This is a genomic window from Rhizobium mongolense subsp. loessense (assembly GCF_900099775.1).
In the GTDB taxonomy this organism is placed as follows: domain Bacteria; phylum Pseudomonadota; class Alphaproteobacteria; order Rhizobiales; family Rhizobiaceae; genus Rhizobium; species Rhizobium loessense.
In genome coordinates, this window is the sequence record NZ_FMTM01000002.1 from 228,462 (window position 1) to 249,015 (window position 20,554).

Here is a 20,554-nt window from a genome sequence, read left to right on the forward strand (position 1 = left end):
GATTACTTCACGTCCGATTTCACAAACTGCCGCAACTCGGGCGTCTGTGGATTAGCAAACAGCTCGGTGGATGCCCCCTGCTCCCAGATCGTGCCCTTGTGCATGAAGATCGTCTGCGTAGCCACCCGCCGTGCAAAACCCATCTCATGCGTGACAAGTATCATGGTCATTCCATCGCGGGCCAATTTCTCCATGACCGTCAGCACTTCCTCGGTCAGTTCCGGATCGAGGGCAGAGGTGACTTCGTCAAAGAGCATCACCTTCGGACGCATTGCAAGTGAACGGGCAATTGCCACACGCTGCTGCTGGCCGCCGGAAAGCTGGTCCGGATAGGCATCGAATTTTTCCGACAGGCCCACGAGCTGGAGGACCTCGCGGGCGATCTCCCGTGTCTGCGCCTTCGCAACGTCTTTGACAATGCGGGGCGCCAGCATGATGTTCTCGCCCACGGTCAAATGTGGAAAGAGGTTGTAGCTTTGGAAGACGATGCCGACATCGGTGCGCAGGCTTCGCAGCGCCTTTGCGTCTCCTCCAAGCGCATGGCCGGCGATCTCTATGCGACCGGAATTGATCTTTTCCAAGCCGTTCATGCAGCGCAGCAGCGTGCTCTTCCCAGAACCTGACCGGCCGATCAGTGCAAAGACCTCTCCGCGCCCGACGCTGAGCGATACGCCCTTGAGAACCTCGAGCGCACCGAAGCTCTTGTGAACATTTTCAACGATTACTTCCGGCATGAAGCCTCCTTTCCAGCCAACGCGACAGCTGGGACAATGGGTAGCAGACGACGAAATAAAGAGCGGCCACCGCGATGAAGACACGGAAGGGCTGGAATGTCGTGTTATTGACAAGCTGCCCTGCGCGGGCGAGTTCGACGAAGCCGATGATCGATGTGATCGACGTATTCTTGACCACCTGCACCGCAAAGCCGACGGTTGGCGGCAGCGAAACGCGGATTGCCTGGGGCAGGATGATGTAGCGGTATTGTTGAAGGCGGGTCATGGCAAGCGATTCCGACGCTTCCCATTGCTGCTTCGGCACCGCCTGGATGCAGCCGCGCCAGATTTCCGCGAGATAACCTGATGCGTAGATCGTCATCGATGCGCCGGCGGCAAAGAGTGGCGGCAGTTCAAGCCCGGCAAGGCTGAGGCCGTAATAGGACAAGAACAGGATCATCAGCACCGGAATGCCCTGGATAACCTGAATATAAGAACCTGCGGCAAAGCGCACGGCCCTGATGGGCGAGGTTCGGGAAAGCGCCACGGCAAAGCCCAGCAGACCTCCACCGACAAGGGCGATGACCGTCAGGAGAATGGTCCACTGCAGTGCTTGCAGCAGGAAACCGAATTCGTCGAAACCGAATGTTCTCAGCGTCATGCCGGCACCTCCGGCAGGGCCGTCATCGTGCGGCGGGCAACCCGCCTGCCAAAAAGCCACATGCCGATGAATGCCAGGCCAGCGCGCAGCGCCAGTGCCAGCGCGAGATAGATCAGCGTGACGACAATATAGACTTCGAAAGACCGGTAGGTCTGCGATTCAACGAAAGCAGCCGAGGCGGCAAGCTCATGGGTCGAAATTGCCGAGCAAATGCTGGAGGCCAGCATCATCAACACGAACTGGCTGCACAGCGCCGGATAAACCTTGGCGACCGCCGGCACCAGAATGACGTGGCGATAGATCTGGAAACGCGAGAAGCCAAGCGCCTCGCCCGCTTCGATCTGAGATTTGTGCACGGCCTCGATGCCGGCACGGATGATTTCCGTTGAATAGGCGGCAAGATTGATGGTCATGCCGATCAGCGCCGCCGTATCGGCGCCCACGCGAAAACCGAGCCCGGGCAGGCCGAAATAGACGATGAAGAGCTGGACCAGAAAGGGCGTGTTGCGGATCACCTCGACGTAAGCATCGACAAGATACCGCACGGCACCGCCCTTTATGGAGCGCAAGGATGCAAGCATGACACCTGCTGCCGAACCGAGAATGATCGAAAGGATCGACAGCTTGATCGTCAGCCAGATACCGCTAAGGATTTCGCCTTGATACTGGGCCAGCACGCCGAATTGAAATGTGTAGGACATAAACGAGCTCCGTCGAAGTTTCGCGGCCTGCCGGTGCCTCACCGGCAGGCTTTCACGCAAGCTCAATCAGAAGGACGGAAGGGTCGGCATCGGACGGCCTGTCCATTTCGTCGCGATCTTGTCGAGATCGCCGGAGATCTTCATCAGATAAATCGACGTATTCAGCCATTGACGCAGTTCGAAATCGTCGAGCTTCGTCGCCATCGAGTTGCCCTGCTGGAAGAAGGTGAAGCCGACCTGGAGGCCAGCGTCCGGACGCTGCTTGATGATCGCCTCTCCAACAGTCGACGGCAGTGCGACCGCATCCGCCTGACCGGCAATCAGCGCCTGCGCACTGGTGGAGTCGTCTTCGAAAACCACGATCTCCATGCCGGGGACCGCCGCCTTGCGAAGAGCGGTTTCCTGTGACGAACCCCGATTGACCGCGACGCGCTTGCCCTGAAGATCGGCAAGGCTCGCAAACTTCTGGTCGGGACCGGATATGATGTCCATGTTAAAGGCGCTGTAGGGCTGCGTAAACATGACGGTCTTGGCACGCTCACCCGTGGGGGCCAGCGTCGCAACGAGAAAATCGACCTTGCCGGTCTGGAGCGCTGGAATGCGGGCCGGGGGCGTCAGTGGGACGAGTTCGACCGGCAGCGAGAGATATCCGGCAATCAAATTGGCGACGTCAACGTCGTAGCCGGTCGGATTACCTTTTTCATCCACCATCCCCATCGGCGGCGCACCGGTCAGAACGCCGATCCGGACCGTGCCGCGTGATATGATGTCATTGAGCGTGACCGCCCCGGCTTCGGCCGTCATCGCCAAGGACGTGATGGCGAGTGCGGCTGCCGTTACAACCGCGCGCATAGACTTACGAACATTCATGACATTCCTCCACCTGATTTGACTGAGCTCTTGCTCGTGCATGCGATCTCTGGAGCGACAGAAACCGCTCCATTACTCGCCTCCTCTGGACTCCCTTGCACCGGGCATTGCATCTGAATGGTGCAAAGGTTATCGTTAACCTCTTTTTATGTTATCGATAACAATTGGGCTGTCAAGCCAGTTTTTATTTTTTCAAGGCGCGGGGATGAGGCAAGTGGCAAAGGATAAGACACGGATAGTCACGCTGCTTGATGTGGCAGCAAAGGCAGGCGTAAGCAGCATGACAGTCTCAAAGGTGATGCGAGGCGTCGGCAACATTTCCAAGGAGACGCAACAAAGGGTTAGATGTGCCGCAGACGAGCTTGGCTATCTGCCGAACAACCTTGCCGGATCATTGAGTTCGCGCAAGAGCCGGATGGTAGCAGTGATCATCCCCTCGATCAGCGACATCGTCTTTTCCGAAGTGCTGAGTGGGGTAAACGCCATCCTGCGCCCCAATGGACTTCATACCTTCATCGGAGAATCGCATTTCGATCCCGGCATCGAAGCAGACCTCGTCCGCGAGATGCTGTCCTTCCGCCCTGCAGGGCTTTTGCTAAATGGCGGCATGGCACGAAGCACCGCTTGCGACAAATTGCTAGAAAGACGCACCTGCCCGGCCATTCAATTGTGGGATTGCGACAATGAAGATCTCGATTTCAGCGCCGGCCCTTCGCACATGGAGGCAGGGCAACTCGTTGCTGCGCATTTCCTGGAGCGCCGCCTCAGGCGCGTTGCCTATGTCGGAGCCGAATTGGAAAAGGATCTCTGCGCCCGATGGCGCTACCTTGCCTTGCGGTCTTCGCTTGCGAGCGCCAACATCGACGTGATCAGCATGGTTTGCGAAAATCGGCCCAGACAGGCCGAAACAGGACGCGCCCTTACGCAGGAATTGATCCGTGACCATCCCGAGATCCAGGCTATTCACTTTTTGAACGACGCGATGGCGCTTGGTGGCCTCTCCTATCTGCACGAAGCGGGAATTCCGGTTCCAGAGCAGATGTCCGTGGTGGGATTTAACGGCACGTCCATCCCCAACACGGTCCGAACCAGACTTACGACCGTTGATATACCTCGCGCCGAGATCGGCAAGACGGCGGCTCAGGCGCTGTTGAATATACTTGCAAACGTGCACGTGAACCGATCGTGGCGGGCTGAGATCCAGCTCATCCAGGGCAACACGACGAGACGATGATCGATCGTCTGTTCATCCATCCGTCAATATCGCTTGCGACGCAACATGCAAAAGAATGGCACCATTCGCGGTGCCCAGTTTCCGGGAGGGAGGCTGCTACATCTTGCCCCAGAGCTTTTTATACTCGTCGCGGTAACCGTTTTCCGGATCGAACGAGTTCTTGGGACCGCCATCGAATTCGACATTGTCGGCGGTGACGACATGGAGCGGGGAGAGATAGCCAGACCACTGTTGGCCGGCAAAGGCGCGGTTCAACTCGTCGACAAGCTGCCAGCCCTGCAGGTTGAGGGGTCGGGATAGTGCTCATATAGTCGCCACGCATTGACACATGCTCCCGCGCCAGCCGTTCGTCGATCGTCGACGGCCAAGGTGGAAGGCCACCCGTCGGCTCGCAGTGATAACTTTCACGAAAAAAGGCCCTGCGGGCTGGGGGCAGACGGGGCAGGGCCAGATGCCAGATTAGGACTGGCGGAACGCACGCCCCCTGGGCGTCGATGGTCTGGGAGAGCGTGCGCGAGATCGAAGAATAACATATTTCTCGCGCATCGAAGCCTGTCCCAAAGGCTTAAGCAAAGGAGTAGTGAGACGGCCACGTCTCAGAGTGAGCAAGCATCTTCGGATCCACAAGTAATCGGACACGCGCGAACACGTGTGCCGGAAAGGGCATCCGGCACGGCCAAGGTACGTTCAAAAATCGGCCGCGGTTTGTCGCCGTCAGTCGACACGACATCATCGACCTGATCCGCCCCTCACCCGCGACTCCTCGAACTGATCCCTTTTCTCCGGGCGATTGTGCGACATGTACTGCCCAGTGCCAGCCAAAGCGATGTTTTGATATGACAGAGACTTTCGAGCAGTTTTTGCAGTTGACGCAAACCACTTCCGCCTTGATTGCCGTCTCTGACGCTGATGATCGGCTGCGATATGCCAATGACGCCTTCCGCTCAGTCTACTTCATCGATCCCGATGAGTCTCCGCTGTGGCCCGATCTGATGCGCCGCAATTTCGAACTCGCACGGGCACGGTCACGTATCGCCGATTTCGATGAATGGCTGCGATCGACACAATCGCGCCGCGGCAAAATTGGATTTCGGGCCGAGACGGATTTGGTCGATGGCCGGTGGCTGTGGATGACTGAGGCCGTTCAAAAGAATGGCTGGATGCTGTGCATCGCCAGCGACAAACGGGAGAAGCACGCCCAACCACATCGCCGGGGTGGCTTCGCCGCCATATGCAGTCAATCTTTCAACGCCACCGAATAGTACCAACTTAAAGTCCAGCCTCGGCGAACACCTTGCCGCACACCATCGTGCTTATCGAAGAGGTGAAGGACGGCGGTTACGGCCGCGCCGATGAGATCTTTATTCTGCCGGACGTCTATCGCAGCAAAGAAGGCACTTAGGTGGCCCATTACCGGCGGACATGCCGTCCGCCGGCAAAGTCACATTCGTACCGCGTCCTGCCCATGTCGGGCACGGTTCGGCAAGCGTTACCTGGTGACGTTGACGATTGCGGCAGGGTAAGCCTACCGCCCGCTCTCCATCAAGATTGCAACGCTCTTTGGAATACCCGTGTCAGTCTCTCGGCAAAGGCACGGGGATCGACGGGTCTGTCGCCATCAAGGATCCGTGCTTGGTCAAGCAGGAGCAATGCTGCATCCTCCCTTAGCGAAGAGCCGTCGTCTTTGGCAGCAATTCCTTTCACCAGCGGATGTTCGAGATTGATCTCCAAGATGGGCTTTGCAGCCGACTGGAGTCGTCCTGCGCCCTGCAGTATCTTTTCCATCTGGCGGTCGTAGCCTTGCTCAGATGCGACGAGGCAAACCGCACTTTCCGTCAGTCTATCGGAGGCACGAACATCCGACACCTGGTCTGCAAGCGTCTCGCGGGCAAAGGCGATGAAGTTCTCGAGATCCGCCGGCGTTTCGCTCTTCGCGGCTGCTTGGTCATTGGACGTGGCGAACTGCGCCAGGTCGGCTGCCCCTTGCGTGATCGATTTGAAGGTCTTTCCCTCGAATTCGGGTGCATTCATCACCCAGAAGCTGTCGATGGAGTCGGTCAAAAGGAGGACCTCGATGCCGCGAGCGCGAAATCCTTCTAGCTGCGGCGATGCCTTCAGCTGATCCAGGCTGTTGCCGGTCAAATAATAAATTGCGCTCTGATCCTGTTTGGCATCTTTCACATAATCTGACAGAGAGCGATACCCGTCACTCGAGGCCGTGGTTCTAAAGCGCGACAGGGCAATCAGCTGCGAGCGGCGTTCGAAATCCTCGTAAATGCCTTCCTTAACGACTGAACCGAAAGTCTCCCAAAACTTGATGAAGGCGTCCGCATCGTTCTCGGCGAGTTTCTCGATTGCTGCTACGACCCTGCTGGTTACGCCCTTCCTGATCGCCGCCAGGATGGGGCTCGCCTGGATCATCTCGCGCGAAACGTTGAGGGGAAGGTCTGCGGTATCGATCAGGCCTCTCACAAAGCGAAGATAACGCGGCATGAGTTCGGCGTCGTCGGTGATGAAGACACGCTTTACATAAAGCTTCATCCGGCCCTTGCGGTCGGGATCGAACATGTCGAACGGCTGCGATCCCGGAACGAAGGCTAGTGCAGTATACTCATGCCGTCCTTCGGCCCGGAAATGAACAGTCACCGCAGGCTCGTCATACTGTCCGGAAATGCCGCGGTAGAAATCCGTGTACTCTTCGGCCGAAATGTCACTTTTCGAACGCGTCCAAAGAGCCGTACCGTCGGTGAGCTGGATCGCTTCGGCGCCCGGCTTTTCGATGATCGTGATCGGCACGGGAACGTGGCCGGATTGCTCCTTGACAATCCGCTCGACCGACCAGCGGGATGTGTAGGTCTTGGCGTCCTCCATCAAATGCAAAGTGATACGCGTGCCACGGGGCGGAGCATCCACCACGTCCACGGGGCTGACGCTATAGCTGCCCCGACCATCGGACGACCATAACCAAGCCTCATCGGCGCCCGCACGCCGGGAAACCACGTCGACGCGTTCGGCAACCATGAAGCAGGAATAGAAGCCGACACCGAACTGTCCGATCAGTTGTGCGCTCTCGCCGGCCTTGTTGGCCTCAATGCGCTCCATGAAGGCACGGGTTCCCGAGCGGGCAATGGTGCCGAGCGCCTCGATCAATTCGTCACGGCTCATACCAATACCGTTGTCCTCGACGACCAATTGGCGTTTTTCCTCGTCGAGCGATAGCGTAATCCGGCCGTCCGGATCGTTTGCAAGCATTGTGGGTGTCGCAATCGCCTCGAACCGCAGCTTCTCGGACGCATCGGCGGCGTTCGAGATCAGTTCACGCAGAAAGACATCCTTGTCCGAATAGACCGAATGCACCATCATGTGCAGAAGGCGCGCCACATCAGCCTCGAAGATGTGGTTTTCGGCAGTATTGTGCGTGGCGGTCGTCGTCATACGTCATGATCTCCCATGATGAAAAAAACGATCGATCAGGTGGCAAAGACTTCGATTGAATTCAAGATGTTTCTTCAACATCGAATGAAGCGCAAGGCTCAAGTGCGCTTGCGCCGGCTTTATTGTCGGCAACGCGTCCCATTCTCCGCTGACGATCTCGGTGTGCTTGTCCCTGGACCAAGCAGCAGCGCCCGCAGGACGCGCCTGGCTGACGGATCGCGTGCACTGCCCCGTTTTTCGGAGGAAGACCAATTCGATACGCAGCGGCGAAGCACGAGCGAGCTCGACACAGACAGGCTGGTCGAGCCGCCTGGCGAGTACCTCTGCGCGAGCCACACGAATGTGTCCTTGCGCGTGGTTGCGAGTATCTGGGCTCACGCCGATCCGCATCCTGCGGGTCGACAATATCGCTCCGGCATTGGCGATGCATCTTCAACCGGTCACAGACGGCGCTGGCGGCTCTCAGACCGGTTCTTCCAATATAACTTTCCTTTGGCAAAGAACGAGCGCATGATTGCCGCTTGTCCGCAGATGGGAAACGCTCACGCCTGCGAACCGGCTCTTTCAACGGAGCGGATGCCTTTGACTGGCGGATGATCGCTGCGCGGGAGGATGGAGTAACCATTCTCGTCCTATCGGTCGCAGCGACCATCGAATACCCTGGCCGTCATCGAATATGGCGCCTCTGGAGCTCCCCGAGCAGCCGCCGCAGTTATGTCAGAGCTGTACAGAGCGCTTTCAAGTTCTGGCCCTGTGCTGTGCTTGGACGCATAAACCAGCGAATAGCTAATCCTCGTGGCGCTTGGTGTGGGACCGGGCTCTAACCTGATTGGAGACGTCGATGCCATTTTTCTCCCAGGCGACCGTTGCGAACAGACTGCTTAGGGCATTGGCGCCGGAAGCCTTCGAGCGGCTCAGTTCGGAAATGACCGCAATCGATCTTGGCCTCAGACAAGTTGTTGTCGAATCCGACGCGCCCATCTCACATGTTTGCTTTATCGAGAGCGGCCTTGCGTCAATGGTTGCCGTCAGCTCCGACGATGAGGCGGTTGAGGTCGGGCACATTGGACGCGAGGGCCTTGGTGGCCACCATGTGCTGTTAATGAGCGACCGCACCCCGAACAGAACATTCATGCAAGTCGCCGGAACCGGAATAGCTGTTCCGGTCGAACCCTTCATGACCATCATCGACAACCATAAGCCGACGAGACATTTGCTGCTGCGCTACGTGCATTCGGCGAACTTGCAGCTTGCTCATTCAGCTCTTGCAAACGCGCGCTACAGCATGCAGGAGCGCCTCGCGCGATGGCTGCTGATGTGTCATGACCGTCTCGAGGGCGACAATCTCGCGCTTACCCATGAATTCCTGGGAATGATGCTCGGGGTTCGGCGTGCTGGCGTGACAAACGAGTTGCACATTCTCGAAGGCATCCACGCCATCAGATCAACGCGGGGTAACGTACGCATCATCGACAGGGAAAAGCTCAAGAAAATTGCCGGTGGCTGCTACGGCCTGCCCGAGGCGGAGTACGAGCGGCTGATAGGCATTCCAATGAGCGTGGCGCATCGGGCTATTCGCATCGCTTGATCGCATCTGCAAACTGAACAACGCAAAGAAGTGCGGCCTCAGAGGCTGCGTACGTCGCGGCCCTGTAACATCGGCCCAGCTGGTCGGGCTGCGCCGTGGCTGGAGCGCTTGATCGATCCGGCATGTCCGAAACCGCGCAATACCTTTTAGCCATTCTTGCTTTCTGCGCGCCGGTGGTCGCAAAAAAATCGCGTTGAAATCCTCAGCGAGCGCGGCCAGGACGCGGTCAGGCGCGCCATCGAGCCGTGTTAGCTGTGGCATCAAGTCGTCGGATAGATTGGTCGAGAGGCTCAACCATGATTGCGCGCCAGCGCCCGCTGGCCATCCTTCGTCTCTGGCAGTTGACGAAACCAGAACCGGCTGACGACTGTTTCCAGTTCGAAACCTCCGGCCACACGTGGCGTGATGTGTCAAGCTTACCGCTGAATCCGACGACGGACTTGGTATGCCGGCAAAAATCTGGCGGCCGCAAGTGGCCTTTGCTGGATCGTGCTGCTTCTATGAGGGCTATTGCTTACGGCGCCTGGTTGTGAACTCGGCGCTTCACATCCTCCATAAGGTCGTGTTAAGGCCGCTATCCATTGGGGATCGCACGAGGCGAACGACACGAAGGGCGAAACCGCCATACCCGGTCTCGGAGGGGAGCGTCGTTTTTGAACGGGAGACCGAACCGCCGGTGATATCCTCATCCTCTGTCCTTTTCCTCTGTTTCGGTCTTCAATCGCATGTAGTGTCGCCAGCCGCCGAGTTCGGTGATCTCGTGCGCACCATCGACGGCATAGGCTTCGCAGATAAATCCCGAGACGCTGGAGCCATCATCGAGAACAAGCTTGCCGATGCCGAGCGGTCCGGGGATATTCTGCACGAAGCGACCAAAGGCTTCCGGAGGCAGCGCCCAAACTTCGACTTCGAGGCCTTTTCCCTGATACCCAGGTTGGCGCACCAGGCCGGGTTTTGGCGGGGCGGTGTTTGGAAGGACAAACAGCCGGTAGTCACCTGCAGTCCGGCAAGTTTTGACAAGGCGCCCACCTCCTGCCGTGAGCTCATAATTGAGCGGCATGCCAGTCAAATGTGCCCCGACGACAGCGATCGGCACCGAGCGATCATCGGCCTGCGGCGCGTGGCTTACCTCGGGGATGACGGCCTCGCGGTCCTTACCCATCCCCATATTCAAGGTCCGGTGCATGGCGTCGGCGAAAGGCGCGAGAGCGTCGTCGGTAAAGGCGGGGCCGATCAGCGTCACACCGGCCGGCAGGTGGCCGTCCGCATCAAATCCGGCTGGAACAGCGATCGCGGCGCAATCGAGCAGGTTGACGAAGTTGGTGTACCGGCCGAAATGACCGTTTTTGACAATCGGATCCGCCATCATCTGCTCGACCGTATAAGTGGTCGGCGAGGTCGGCAGCATCAAAACATCCGCTTTTTGCCATTCCTGCCTGGTCTTCTGCCGGAGCGCTTCGAGCTTGTATCTGCCCTCGAAGGCGGCAACGGCATCATAGGCTTTGGCACCCTCGATGATCGTGCGTACCGTCGGATCAAAATCACCGGCATTCGTCGCGAGAAAATCCTTCACCGCGGCCAGCCGTTCGGCGACCCAGGGGCCGTCATACAGCAATTCGGCCGCCTGCCGGAACGGGGCATAATCGAAAGGAACGATGGTGGCACCGAGAGCACGCGCCCTTTCGATGGCCGCATCATAGAGGCCCTCGACATCCTTGTTGCCGAAGAATTCCCGTTCGGCTCCGTCGAGCACGCCGATCCTCAGGCCGGAGGCGGGCAGGTTGGCGGGAACTGCGTGGCGTGAGAAGGGGTCGGCGGCGTCATAACCCTCCATCACTTTGCGGATCGCAACGCCGTCGCCGACCGTCGCGGCAAAGACGGTGACGACATCGACGCTGCGGCAGGCGGGAACCACGCCGACATTCGGCACGAGCCCCGGCGTCGGCTTGATGCCGACCAGATTGTTGAAGGCCGCCGGCACGCGGCCGGAACCGGCCGTATCGGTGCCGAGCGCGAAGCTCGCCAGGCCAGAAGCAACGGCTACCGCCGACCCGGAACTCGAGCCGCCCGACACATAATTTCTGTCGAAGACCGAGCGCGGCGCGCCGTGGGGCGACCGCGTGCCGTTGAGGCCGGTGGCGAACTGGTCGAGATTGGTCTTGCCGATCACCAACGCGCCGGCGGTTGTCAGCCGCGCCACCACCGTCGCGTCCTGGTCGGGGCGATAAGCAAAGGCCGGGCAGGCCGCCGTCGTCGGCAAGCCGGCAACATCGATATTGTCCTTGACCGCGAAGGGGATGCCCCAGAGCGGGAGGCTGTTTGGCCCGGGAGCGCGCGCCATCAGATCCCTGGCGGCGGCACGCAAGTCATCGTCGGGGGTCTGTGTGATGAAGATCGCCGGATCATCGGCAGCTCTGCGTCGGGCGATCACCTGCTCGGCGAGATCGAGAGGCGAAAGGCCGGCTGCATAGGCGGATTGGAGCGAAGCGAGATCGAGAATGGTAGGGAGCATCAGATTTCCTCCAGCACGACGAGGACATCGCCGGCTTTCACGTTGCGGCCGGGGCCCGCGCGCAGATCGCGGACGCGACCTGGGGCATGGGCGGTCACATTAATTTCCATCTTCATGGATTCGATAATGGCGAGCGTCTGACCGGCGGCAATCGGCTGGCCTTCCTCGACGAGGATCTTCCAGACGTTTCCGGGTACGGCGCTTTCGACGCCAAAGCAGCCTTCGGGTATTTCGCCCCCAAGCCCACTGCCGGTGCCCTCGTCGACGACGAAGCTGTCAAGGCCGAGATCCTTCCAGCGCTTGCGTTCGGCCTCGAACGCCGATTGCTGATTGGCCTTAAAGGCGCCAATGGCCGGTGCGTTGGCAGAAAGCTCCGCCTCATAGGCCGCATAGCTGAATTCGGTTTCCTCGATGCGGACTGGATAACCGCCATAAGGGAAGGCGGCGCGCGCCTCTGTCAGTTCCTCGTGGCTCACGGGGAAGAAGCGGATCTGGTCAAAAAAATCGAGCAGCCAGGGCTTGTCCTTGGAAAAGAACGGCGTCTGGCGCCAAGTGTTCCAGACCTGGATCGTCCGGCCGAACAGCTGATAGCCGCCGGGACCTTCCATGCCGTAGATGCACATATAGGCACCCCCGATACCGACGGCATTTTCCGGCGTCCAGGTTCTGGCGGGATTGTATTTTGTCGTCACCAGCCGATGCCGGGGATCCACCGGTGTGGCAACCGGAGCGCCGAGATAGACGTCGCCGAGCCCGAGTACGAGATAACTGGCGTCGAAGACGACCTTGCGCACCGCCTGTTCGTCGGCCAGGCCGTTGATGCGTCGGATGAACTCGATATTCGATGGGCACCAGGGCGCATTCGGCCGGACGAGTTCCTGGTACTTGCGCATCGCAAGTTCGGCATCTGAATCGTTCCAGGAGAGCGGCAGATGCACGATCCGGCTTGGCACCTTCACCGCCTGCGCCGGCGGCAGGGAAGCTTCGATCTCGGCGAGCAGGCCAAGAAGGCGTGTACGGGTGAGGCCGCTTCCGCCATAGTGGATCTGCAGCGATCGTATGCCGGGGGTAAGATCGATAAGCCCGGTGAGCTTCGCCTCCTTGATCGCCTGCATCAAAAGATGGACACGCAAGCGGAGCGCAATGTCGAGCTGCATTGGCCCATATTCGACCAGCAGGTTGTCGTCTCCCTGTCGGCGATAGATCACGGGGACCGGCCCCGTCTCGTTCCGTCCGACGATCGGGCTGCCGGCGGCATCGCCGATGCGCTTGACCATCGGCCCGGCGATCGGGTCTCCGGCGCGTTTCACCGCGTGGAAGCGGATCTTGTCGCCGGGTTTGAATTGGCCCATCTTCCATTGTTCGTCGCGCGCAATCACGGCCGGGCAAACGAAACCGCCGAGACTTGGTCCGTCGGGGCCGAGGATGATCGGCATGTCACCGGTGAAGTCGATTGCGCCGACGGCATAGGCATTGTCGTGCAGGTTCGACGGGTGGAGCCCCGCCTCGCCGCCATCGGCGCGGGCCCACGTGGGCGCCGGACCGATCAACCGCACGCCGGTGCGGGCACTGTTGAAATGGACTTCGTATTCCGTCGAAAACAGCGTTTCGATGTCTTCCTTCAGAAAGAAATCGGGAGCGCCATGCGGACCGTAGAGGACGCCGACCTCCCAGGCGCGCGTGAGCTCGGCTGGGTCGTCGGCCGGCTTTGATGTCGGCTGCGGCGTGCGGGCAAGCCGCAGCACATGTCCGGCGCGAAGGGTGCCGGTCGCATGGCCGCCGAACTGTCCCAGGCCGAAGGTTGCTCGCGAACCGAGCACGACCGGTGCTGCAAATCCGCCGGCGACGGCGAGATACGAGCGCTGGCCGGCGCCAGCAATCGTCCCGATCGCAAGCGTCTGGCCCGCCTTGACGAGGATCGCCGTTCCGTGCGGAATCGACATACCGTCGAGGGTCATCGGCATGTGCGCGCCGGCAAGTGCGACCCTGACATCGGAGAGGAATTTGAGCACTGGGCCGGATACGGTGAGTTCGAGAGCTGCCGCCTCGTCGGCATTTCCGACCAGCCGGTTGGCATGGCGGAAGGATCGCTCGTCCATCGGCCCGCATGGCGGTACCCCGACGTGCCAGAGACCCAGCCGCCCGGGCAATTCCTGTAAGCTCGACTGGGCGCCTGGCGCGATCACCTCGACGACGTCGGGTACGAAGGCGAAATCATTGAGCGCCGTCGTCGCCACATCACCACTCGACAGGAGCTGCGAAGCCGCAATCGCCCTCAGATAATCGAGATTGGTCTCGATTCCGGAAATCGCGCTTTCCATAAGAGCCTTGCCGAGTGCCGCGATTGCGGCGGGGCGATCCTCGGCCTTCACGATCACCTTGGCAAGCATGGGATCGTAATAGGGGCTGACCTCGGTGCCGGTCTCGATCCAACCATCGACACGCACGTTTTTCGGAAAAACGACCTCGGTCAGCAGTCCAGCGCTTGGTCTGAACTCCGCATGCGGCATTTCGGCATAGATGCGCGCTTCGATGGCCGCGCCGCTGGGTATGAGGGCCGCGTTACCGGCCAGCATATCCTCCCCAGCCGCCTGGCGGATCATCCATTCGACGAGATCGATGCCGAAGACGGCCTCGGTCACCGGATGTTCGACCTGCAGGCGGGTATTGACCTCGAGGAAGTAGAATTCCTCACGCGCAGGATCGTAGATGAATTCGACCGTTCCCGCCGAGCGGTAGCCGGCGGAGGCGCCGAGCGCGACGGCCGCGGCATGCAGGCGCGTGCGAATCGCATCCGGCAATCCCGGCGCCGGTGTCTCCTCGATCACCTTCTGGTTCCTGCGCTGTAACGAGCAGTCGCGATCGCCAAGCGCGATCACTCGGCCATTGCCATCGCCGAAGATCTGCACTTCAACATGGCGGGCCTTGGCGACAAAGCGCTCGAGATAGACGCGCGCATCACCGAAGCTTGCACGCGCCGTGCGCTGCACGCTCTCGAAGGCCGCCGTCAGTTGTTCGGGGTCATCGCACAGGCGCATGCCGATGCCGCCGCCGCCGGCGGTCGATTTCAGCATCAGCGGATATCCGATGTCGGCCGCGGCCGTGAGCGCGGCTTTGCTCGTCTCCAGCAGGCCGCTGCCGGGAAGGAGCGGCACCCCGCAGGCTTGCGCCAGTTCGCGGGCGGTGTGCTTGAGCCCGAAAGCCGCGATATTGCCGGGCGTCGGGCCAATGAAGGCGATGCCTACCTTTGCCAGCCGCTCGGCGAAGTCGATATTCTCCGAAAGGAAGCCGTAGCCGGGATGGACGGCCTCGGCACCTGTTGCCATGCAGGCCGCGATGACGGCCTCGACGTCGAGGTAGCTTTCGGCCGCCGGCGCCGGGCCGAGCCTTACCGCCTGGTCTGCCATCAACACCGCCTTGGAAAAGCGGTCGACATCCGAAAAGACGGCGACCGATGCAATACCCATGCGCTGCAACGTCTTGATGATCCGGACAGCGATCTCGCCCCGGTTTGCGATGAGAACCTTCTTGAACATGTCAGATCTCGCTGTCCCAGACCAGCACCCGGATCGGGGTAGGATCGAAACCGTTGCAGGGATTGTTGATCTGCGGGCAATTGGAAATGACGAGCAAAACATCCATCTCCGCTTTCAACTCCACATAGTCACCGGGCGCGGAGATCCCGTCGACGATCGTCATCTCGCCGCTTGGCTCGATCGGAACGTTCATGAAGAAATTGATGTTGGGGACGACATCGCGCTTGCTCATGCCGTGCTTGGAGACCTCAAGAACGAAATTGTCCCGGCAGGCATGGAGATATTTCGTGCCGTGGCCGAAACGTACCGTATTGCTCTCGCAAGAGCAGGCACCGGCGGACGTATCGTGGCGCCCGCAACTGTCGGCGGTCATTGTCAGCATCACCCGGCCCTCATTGGAGATGATCCTCGTGCCGGTCGAAATATAAGCCGCGCCCTGTTCGCGCATCGTATCCTGGTTGGAGTAGCGTTCGGAAAAGTCCTCGGCATTGTAGAACAGCGTGTCGATCGCCTGTTGGCCGTAGGTGTCCTCGATACGGATGGTCTGGCCCTTGCGGACCACCGCCGAAAATGGTGCCTCGGCCGAGATGTAATGGTCCTGTGCGGCGTTTTTGAGCGTGCGGCCCGGCGCTGTCTGAATGAAATCGGTCATGGTCATGTTTCCCTCACACAGCTGCCCGCGCGTTGTTTTCAAAGCCGCGAACAGCCTCGGCGGTCGCAGTCCGGCAAAGGTCGCCGCTCGGGGGCTCGGTCGCCGCGATGCGCGTGACGGTCACCGGGTTGGGTCGATAGACCGTGTCCGGATTGAGCGGATGGGGGCAGTTGGAAAAACCGACGATCATATCCATCTCGGCGCGCAACTCGACATAATCGCCTTCGTGCAGAAGTTCCGGCTTCCACAAAAAAGCCCCGTTCCGGTCGACGCGGACCGGAGCAAACAGTGCAAGGCCCGGCGGAATGTCGCGTTTGTCGAGCCCGGCTTTGGCTGCAAGGAGGATCAGGTTGTCACGGGTGTTGCGTGTCCCCTGTCCGTATTTTGCCGCGTTCGACGTGAATGTGGAACCGCCCACCAGCCCGTCGTGGGCCCCGGACGAGTCTTCCGTCACCGAAAACATCACCCGCCCCATGTCAGAGAAAATCACACGGCCTTTCCCCAGAGCAGTTGTCCACTGCACTTTCACTGTATCGGGCAGGTTCAACCGCTCGCTGGTGTCGGCGGCACTCCAGGCGATGAGGGAAATGGTCGAGAATCCGCCATCGAGACTGACACGGAATGCCTCGTGCTTCTTGATATGGGTCGACCAATACCAGCCGCCCGGGATTACCTCGCGGTGAATGATCTTGTCGGGCGCGATCTCAGGCGCCGGCAATGGGCTCGCACCGGGCAGTGCCTTGGGTGCAAATTCGAGCCCCTTCTTCTGATGTTCCTCGTAACGCGCGCGGTTGGCAGCGATTTCTTCCGGCGAACGTCTGACGCGTGTCATGGCTGGGTTTCTCCTGACGAAGCCAGGTCGTCCCGGCAATGCCCCTGGTAAGCGACCAGGCCGTCCCGGTCGGGGCTGAAGATCGAAGGCGCTCCGGCTTGGCGTGGCGGCCAGATTGAGATGTCCTTAGTGATGGTCGCGCCGTAGCGCAGCTTCTCCTCGGGTCGATCGCGGCGGCGCTCGAAGGCGACCACGCGGCTTGCAAGCGTGAAAGCCTCGCGCATGTCATGGGTCACCATGACGACGGTCATCTGCGTTTCGTGCCAGAGACGTTTCATGAGGATGTGGATCTCGGCGCGGATGCCCGGGTCGAGCGCGCCGAATGGCTCGTCAAGCAACATCACCTTGGGCTTCATGATTAGCGCCTGTGCAAGCGCCAACCGCTGCTGCATGCCCCCGGAAAGCTGTGCCGGATATTTGTCTTCCGCCCCGGCAAGGCCGACTTCGCCGATCAATTGCTGCGCCTCGGCAATCGCATTGCGCCGCGCCGCGCCGAAGAGCTTCGCCATGTAGCGTGCGCCGGAAAGTTCCTTGCCGAGCAGCACATTGCCGAGCACGGTTAGATGCGGAAAGACAGAATAGCGCTGGAAGACGACACCACGATCGGGACCGGGCTGCGCCGGAAGAAGCTCGCCATCGAGCAAAATCCGGCCCCTGGTCGGCTGTTCCTGACCGAGCAGCATACGCAGGAACGTCGACTTGCCGCAGCCGGAAGGCCCGACAAGTGCGACGAAGGCGCGCGAAGGGACGGTCAGCGACACGTTCTCAAGCACGATCTGGTCGCCATATTCCTTCCAGAGATTTTCGATCCTGAGTTCGCTCATCCCTGCTTCTCCAGTTCAGACCAGGGGAAGACGGCGACGCGGATGCGATCAAGGACGTAGTTCGTCAGGACGGCAAGGAGCGTGATCCAGACGACATAGGGAAAGATCACGTCCATCGCCAGATAGCGGCGGACGAGGAAGATGCGGTAGCCGAGGCCGGATTCCGAGGAAATCGCTTCGGCCGCGATCAGGAAGAGCCAGGCAGGCCCCAACTGCAGCTTGAGGCAGATGATCAGCCGCGGCAGGATCTGCGGCAGCACCACGCGCAAGGCGATCTGCCACGAGGAGCCGCCAAGCGTCTCGGCCTTGACGACCTGCTCGCGCGGCAAGTCCAGCGCCTTCAGGGCCAGGTCACGGATCATCGTCGGCGCGATGCCGATCACGATAAGAGCGATCTTGGATGTCTCGCCGAGACCCATCACGATGAAGAGGATCGGAAGCAGCGCCAGGGGCGGCACCATAGAGACGACAGCGATGAAGGGAGCGAGGAGCGCCCGCAGATACGGAAGCATGCCGATCAGCATTCCGATCAGCAGCGCTGTCGCTGTGGAGATGCCGAGGCCTGCGAAAAGCCGGATCAGGCTCGCCCAGGTATCCGACCAGAACAGGTATTCGCCGGTACGCTGATCCGCGATGAAGGCCATGCGTTCGATCGCCTGGGAAAAGCCGGCGAGAGTGGGCAGCAGCTTATCGTTGGCATTCTCGGACAGGCGCGCCGCCGAGCCGAAGGCATAGGCTACGATCAGCAGCACGAAGGGCATCAGCATCAGGGCAAATTGCGCGCCCCGACTTGGCTTGAGATTGATCCAGCGCATGAGGAAAGCTCCGCTGATGAAGGAATGACACGGCGCAGTTTTCCCGCGCCGCCGGTCGAACTTCAGAGCGTCCCGTCAGCGGCCGCCTTCATGTAGGTCTCGGTGAAGCGCAGCTTGACGTTGCCGCTGTCTCCGAGGATTTTGCCGTCCGGCATTTCGATCCCGACGACATCCGCCGATGGCGCGCCGCTGCCGAGCAGGCCTTTCTCGAATAGGAAGTTGCGCACCAGATCCATCGTCTTGGGAAGACTCTGGGACACGGTGAAGGCGACGGCGTCAGCGGGCTTGGCGAAGAGCTTGGTCGCAGCGATCTGCGCCTCGAAACCTTTAAGGTCGGTGCCGGAGGCCGACCCCATCGTCTCGCGGGCTGCCTTGCCGTCCGGCGTATCCGCCTCCATCAACGCCGCGGTCTCATACCAGATGCCTGCCAGCGCCTTGCCGAAGCTCGGATTGTCCTTGAGCACATCAGTATTGGCGACCATCAGGTCGATGATTTCGCCAGGAACCTGCGAACTGTCGAATACCTTCTTGGCCGAAGGATCCTCAAGGATGCTGGAGACCAGCGGATTCCAGGTGACGACGGAGGTGACGTCGGGCGTCTTATAGGCGGCGACCATGTCGGCGTCGGACGTATTGACGACCTTCACGTCGCGCTCTGTCAGCTTGATGCTTTCGAGCGCGCGAGCAAGCAGGTAGTGCGAGACGGAATACTCGACCAGATTGACATTCTGCCCCTTGATTTCGGCAAGACTCGTCTTGTCCTTGAGGATTACGGCGTCATTGCCATTCGAAAAGTCGCCGACGATCACGGCAGTCGTATCGACGCCGCCGGCGGCCGGAATGGAAAGGCCATCCATGTTGGTGAGCGTCACGGCGTCGAAGGCACCGGCCGTATACTGGTTCATCGACTCGACGTAGTCGTTGAACTGGGTCACGTCGATCTTGATGCCGTATTTATCGGCCCATTTCTTGACGATGCCGTGGTCGGCAGCATAGCCCCAGGGCATCCAGCCCACGTAGATCGACCATGCAACCTTGAACTCGGTCTTTTGGGCAGCCTCGACAGCGGGTCCGAGGCCCAGGATGAAGTAGGCGGTCAAGGCGGTGATGGAAAGAAGCTTCGAAAAAGTCTGCATTGAAATTCCCCTTTTGCTTTTTTCAAAAAGGGATTGGCAAAGACCATCGCGCCGCCAATCCCTTGGCTTACGAGGTCTCCCGGGCTTTTGTCCCGCCGTGCATCCGGCAGGATTTCTCTCCCACCGACGGCAGCTCTCGGACCAGCACGCTTGTCAAGCGCCGGAACCCTAGCCACCAACTCAGTATTGTCAAAGCAAGACGCGTGCCAGTTTCTGCTAAATTGATTCTAAAAGGTTTTTCTATTGTCTCGGTTTTCTCACAGCGGCACCGAGCGGCAACTGCTCATTATTTAGGCGCAGCTGACCCAATGAGGAAGATGGCTGAGGAAGTGGCATTTCAGGAACGGCAGCGACTATTTTTAGCACTCTCGGGCCTGGAGTGCCAATTTTTCTCTGAACGCTCTTGAACCTGAAAACTCCGCAAACCAAATCAGTTCCGTCAGCCGCCAGTACGGGGCTGATGTTGGAGACGCGAGTTCCATGCGTCTCCATTCCATGTTGCTTTACGGAGGATATGGCTATGAGAAACGAATTCGACTTCGCCCCGCTTTACCGGTCCAGCATCGGCTTTGACCGCGTCTTCAATCTCCTCAACAATGCGCAGCGATTTCAAGCTGTCGATACCTGGCCGCCTTACGATATCGTCAAGGCAGGCGAGGACGAGTATCGCATAACCATGGCAGTTGCAGGCTTCGCCGAGGAAGATCTGTCGATCACACATGAGCGAAACGTGCTCGTTATTGCCGGTGCGAAGCCCGACCAGGAGGATATGCAATATCTGCATCACGGCATCGCCGGCCGCTCATTCGAACGACGCTTCGAGCTGGCCGACCACGTCAAGGTGCTTGGTGCGAGCCTGAAGAACGGCCTTCTGTCGGTCGAGCTGAAACACGAGATCCCTGAAGAGATGAAGGCGCGGCGCATTGCTATCGGAACGAATGAGGTCAAGCAGGCCAAAGAGGAGACCGGGCCGCTACAGATCGAAGGCGAAAAGCAGGTGGCTTGATCGAACATGACCACGAGCCGCGCCGGGATTTTAGACGGC

15 protein-coding genes, 3 pseudogenes and 1 riboswitch are annotated in these 20,554 nt (G+C 59.8%); of the genes and pseudogenes, 5 read left to right on the forward strand and 13 right to left on the reverse strand.

Going from position 1 to position 20,554, the window contains the following annotated elements:
* Positions 1 to 2 precede the first annotated feature (2 nt).
* The 4 genes from BLP23_RS08715 to BLP23_RS08730 form a co-directional block, all read right to left on the reverse strand.
* Entirely contained in the window at positions 3 to 734 is a 732-nt protein-coding gene (locus tag BLP23_RS08715; RefSeq protein ID WP_092584490.1) for an amino acid ABC transporter ATP-binding protein, read from the reverse strand.
* Positions 715 to 1,374, reverse strand: a complete 660-nt coding sequence (locus tag BLP23_RS08720; protein ID WP_092584491.1) for an amino acid ABC transporter permease — start codon at positions 1,372 to 1,374, stop codon at positions 715 to 717. Before BLP23_RS08720 ends, BLP23_RS08715 begins: the two co-directional genes overlap by 20 nt.
* Positions 1,371 to 2,075 carry an amino acid ABC transporter permease gene (locus BLP23_RS08725; protein WP_092584492.1) on the reverse strand — a complete coding sequence of 235 codons (705 nt, stop codon included), beginning with the start codon at positions 2,073 to 2,075 and terminating at the stop codon, positions 1,371 to 1,373. Before BLP23_RS08725 ends, BLP23_RS08720 begins: the two co-directional genes overlap by 4 nt.
* 66 nt (positions 2,076 to 2,141) lie before the next feature.
* Positions 2,142 to 2,945, reverse strand: a complete 804-nt coding sequence (locus BLP23_RS08730) for a transporter substrate-binding domain-containing protein (protein ID WP_092584493.1) — start codon at positions 2,943 to 2,945, stop codon at positions 2,142 to 2,144.
* A 214-nt stretch (positions 2,946 to 3,159) separates the two neighbouring features.
* Between BLP23_RS08730 and BLP23_RS08735 the strand changes: the two genes are divergently transcribed.
* Positions 3,160 to 4,179 carry a LacI family DNA-binding transcriptional regulator gene (locus BLP23_RS08735; protein ID WP_233426661.1) on the forward strand — a complete coding sequence of 340 codons (1,020 nt, stop codon included), beginning with the start codon at positions 3,160 to 3,162 and terminating at the stop codon, positions 4,177 to 4,179.
* Positions 4,180 to 4,275: 96 nt separating this feature from the next.
* On the opposite strand, the pseudogene BLP23_RS08740 reads toward BLP23_RS08735, so the two are convergent.
* A pseudogene (locus tag BLP23_RS08740) lies at positions 4,276 to 4,479 on the reverse strand (substrate-binding domain-containing protein); the annotation flags it as partial.
* A gap of 536 nt (positions 4,480 to 5,015) precedes the next feature.
* Here BLP23_RS08740 and BLP23_RS08745 point away from each other — a divergent pair.
* Both BLP23_RS08745 and BLP23_RS08750 read left to right on the forward strand, forming a co-directional pair.
* Positions 5,016 to 5,360 (forward strand): annotated as a pseudogene (locus BLP23_RS08745) (GGDEF domain-containing protein); the annotation flags it as partial.
* Between the two features lie 116 nt (positions 5,361 to 5,476).
* Positions 5,477 to 5,581: pseudogene (locus BLP23_RS08750) on the forward strand (tautomerase family protein); the annotation flags it as partial.
* Between the two features lie 140 nt (positions 5,582 to 5,721).
* Here BLP23_RS08750 and htpG read toward each other — a convergent pair.
* Entirely contained in the window at positions 5,722 to 7,614 is a 1,893-nt protein-coding gene (gene htpG, locus BLP23_RS08755) for a molecular chaperone HtpG (protein ID WP_092584495.1), read from the reverse strand.
* A gap of 841 nt (positions 7,615 to 8,455) precedes the next feature.
* Here htpG and BLP23_RS08765 point away from each other — a divergent pair.
* On the forward strand, positions 8,456 to 9,202 hold the full coding sequence (locus tag BLP23_RS08765; RefSeq protein ID WP_092584497.1) for a Crp/Fnr family transcriptional regulator: 747 nt from the start codon (positions 8,456 to 8,458) through the stop codon (positions 9,200 to 9,202).
* A 685-nt stretch (positions 9,203 to 9,887) separates the two neighbouring features.
* On the opposite strand, the gene atzF is transcribed toward BLP23_RS08765, so the two are convergent.
* The 7 genes from atzF to BLP23_RS08800 form a co-directional block, all read right to left on the reverse strand.
* Complete coding sequence (gene atzF, locus BLP23_RS08770; protein WP_092584498.1) at positions 9,888 to 11,714, reverse strand: allophanate hydrolase; 1,827 nt, start codon at positions 11,712 to 11,714, stop codon at positions 9,888 to 9,890.
* Entirely contained in the window at positions 11,714 to 15,250 is a 3,537-nt protein-coding gene (gene uca / locus BLP23_RS08775) for an urea carboxylase (protein ID WP_092584499.1), read from the reverse strand. Before uca ends, atzF begins: the two co-directional genes overlap by 1 nt.
* A 1-nt stretch (position 15,251) precedes the next feature.
* Positions 15,252 to 15,902 carry an urea amidolyase associated protein UAAP2 gene (locus tag BLP23_RS08780; RefSeq protein ID WP_092584948.1) on the reverse strand — a complete coding sequence of 217 codons (651 nt, stop codon included), beginning with the start codon at positions 15,900 to 15,902 and terminating at the stop codon, positions 15,252 to 15,254.
* Positions 15,903 to 15,915: 13 nt separating this feature from the next.
* Positions 15,916 to 16,734, reverse strand: a complete 819-nt coding sequence (locus BLP23_RS08785; protein WP_092584500.1) for an urea amidolyase associated protein UAAP1 — start codon at positions 16,732 to 16,734, stop codon at positions 15,916 to 15,918.
* Positions 16,731 to 17,558 carry an ABC transporter ATP-binding protein gene (locus BLP23_RS08790; RefSeq protein ID WP_092584501.1) on the reverse strand — a complete coding sequence of 276 codons (828 nt, stop codon included), beginning with the start codon at positions 17,556 to 17,558 and terminating at the stop codon, positions 16,731 to 16,733. The genes BLP23_RS08785 and BLP23_RS08790 overlap by 4 nt, the downstream gene beginning before the upstream one ends.
* Positions 17,555 to 18,373: an ABC transporter permease gene (locus BLP23_RS08795; RefSeq protein WP_092584502.1), complete on the reverse strand. Its 819-nt coding sequence runs from the start codon at positions 18,371 to 18,373 to the stop codon at positions 17,555 to 17,557. The genes BLP23_RS08790 and BLP23_RS08795 overlap by 4 nt, the downstream gene beginning before the upstream one ends.
* Before the next feature lie 62 nt (positions 18,374 to 18,435).
* Positions 18,436 to 19,509, reverse strand: coding sequence for a putative urea ABC transporter substrate-binding protein (locus BLP23_RS08800; protein WP_092584503.1), 1,074 nt, complete (start codon positions 19,507 to 19,509; stop codon positions 18,436 to 18,438).
* 74 nt (positions 19,510 to 19,583) lie between these two features.
* Positions 19,584 to 19,692: riboswitch (guanidine-I (ykkC/yxkD leader) on the reverse strand.
* A 337-nt stretch (positions 19,693 to 20,029) separates the two neighbouring features.
* On the opposite strand from BLP23_RS08800, the gene BLP23_RS08805 reads away from it, so the two are divergent.
* A complete protein-coding gene (locus tag BLP23_RS08805; RefSeq protein WP_092584504.1) occupies positions 20,030 to 20,515 on the forward strand; it encodes an Hsp20 family protein in 486 nt (161 codons plus the stop codon).
* The last annotated feature ends 39 nt before the right edge of the window (positions 20,516 to 20,554 follow it).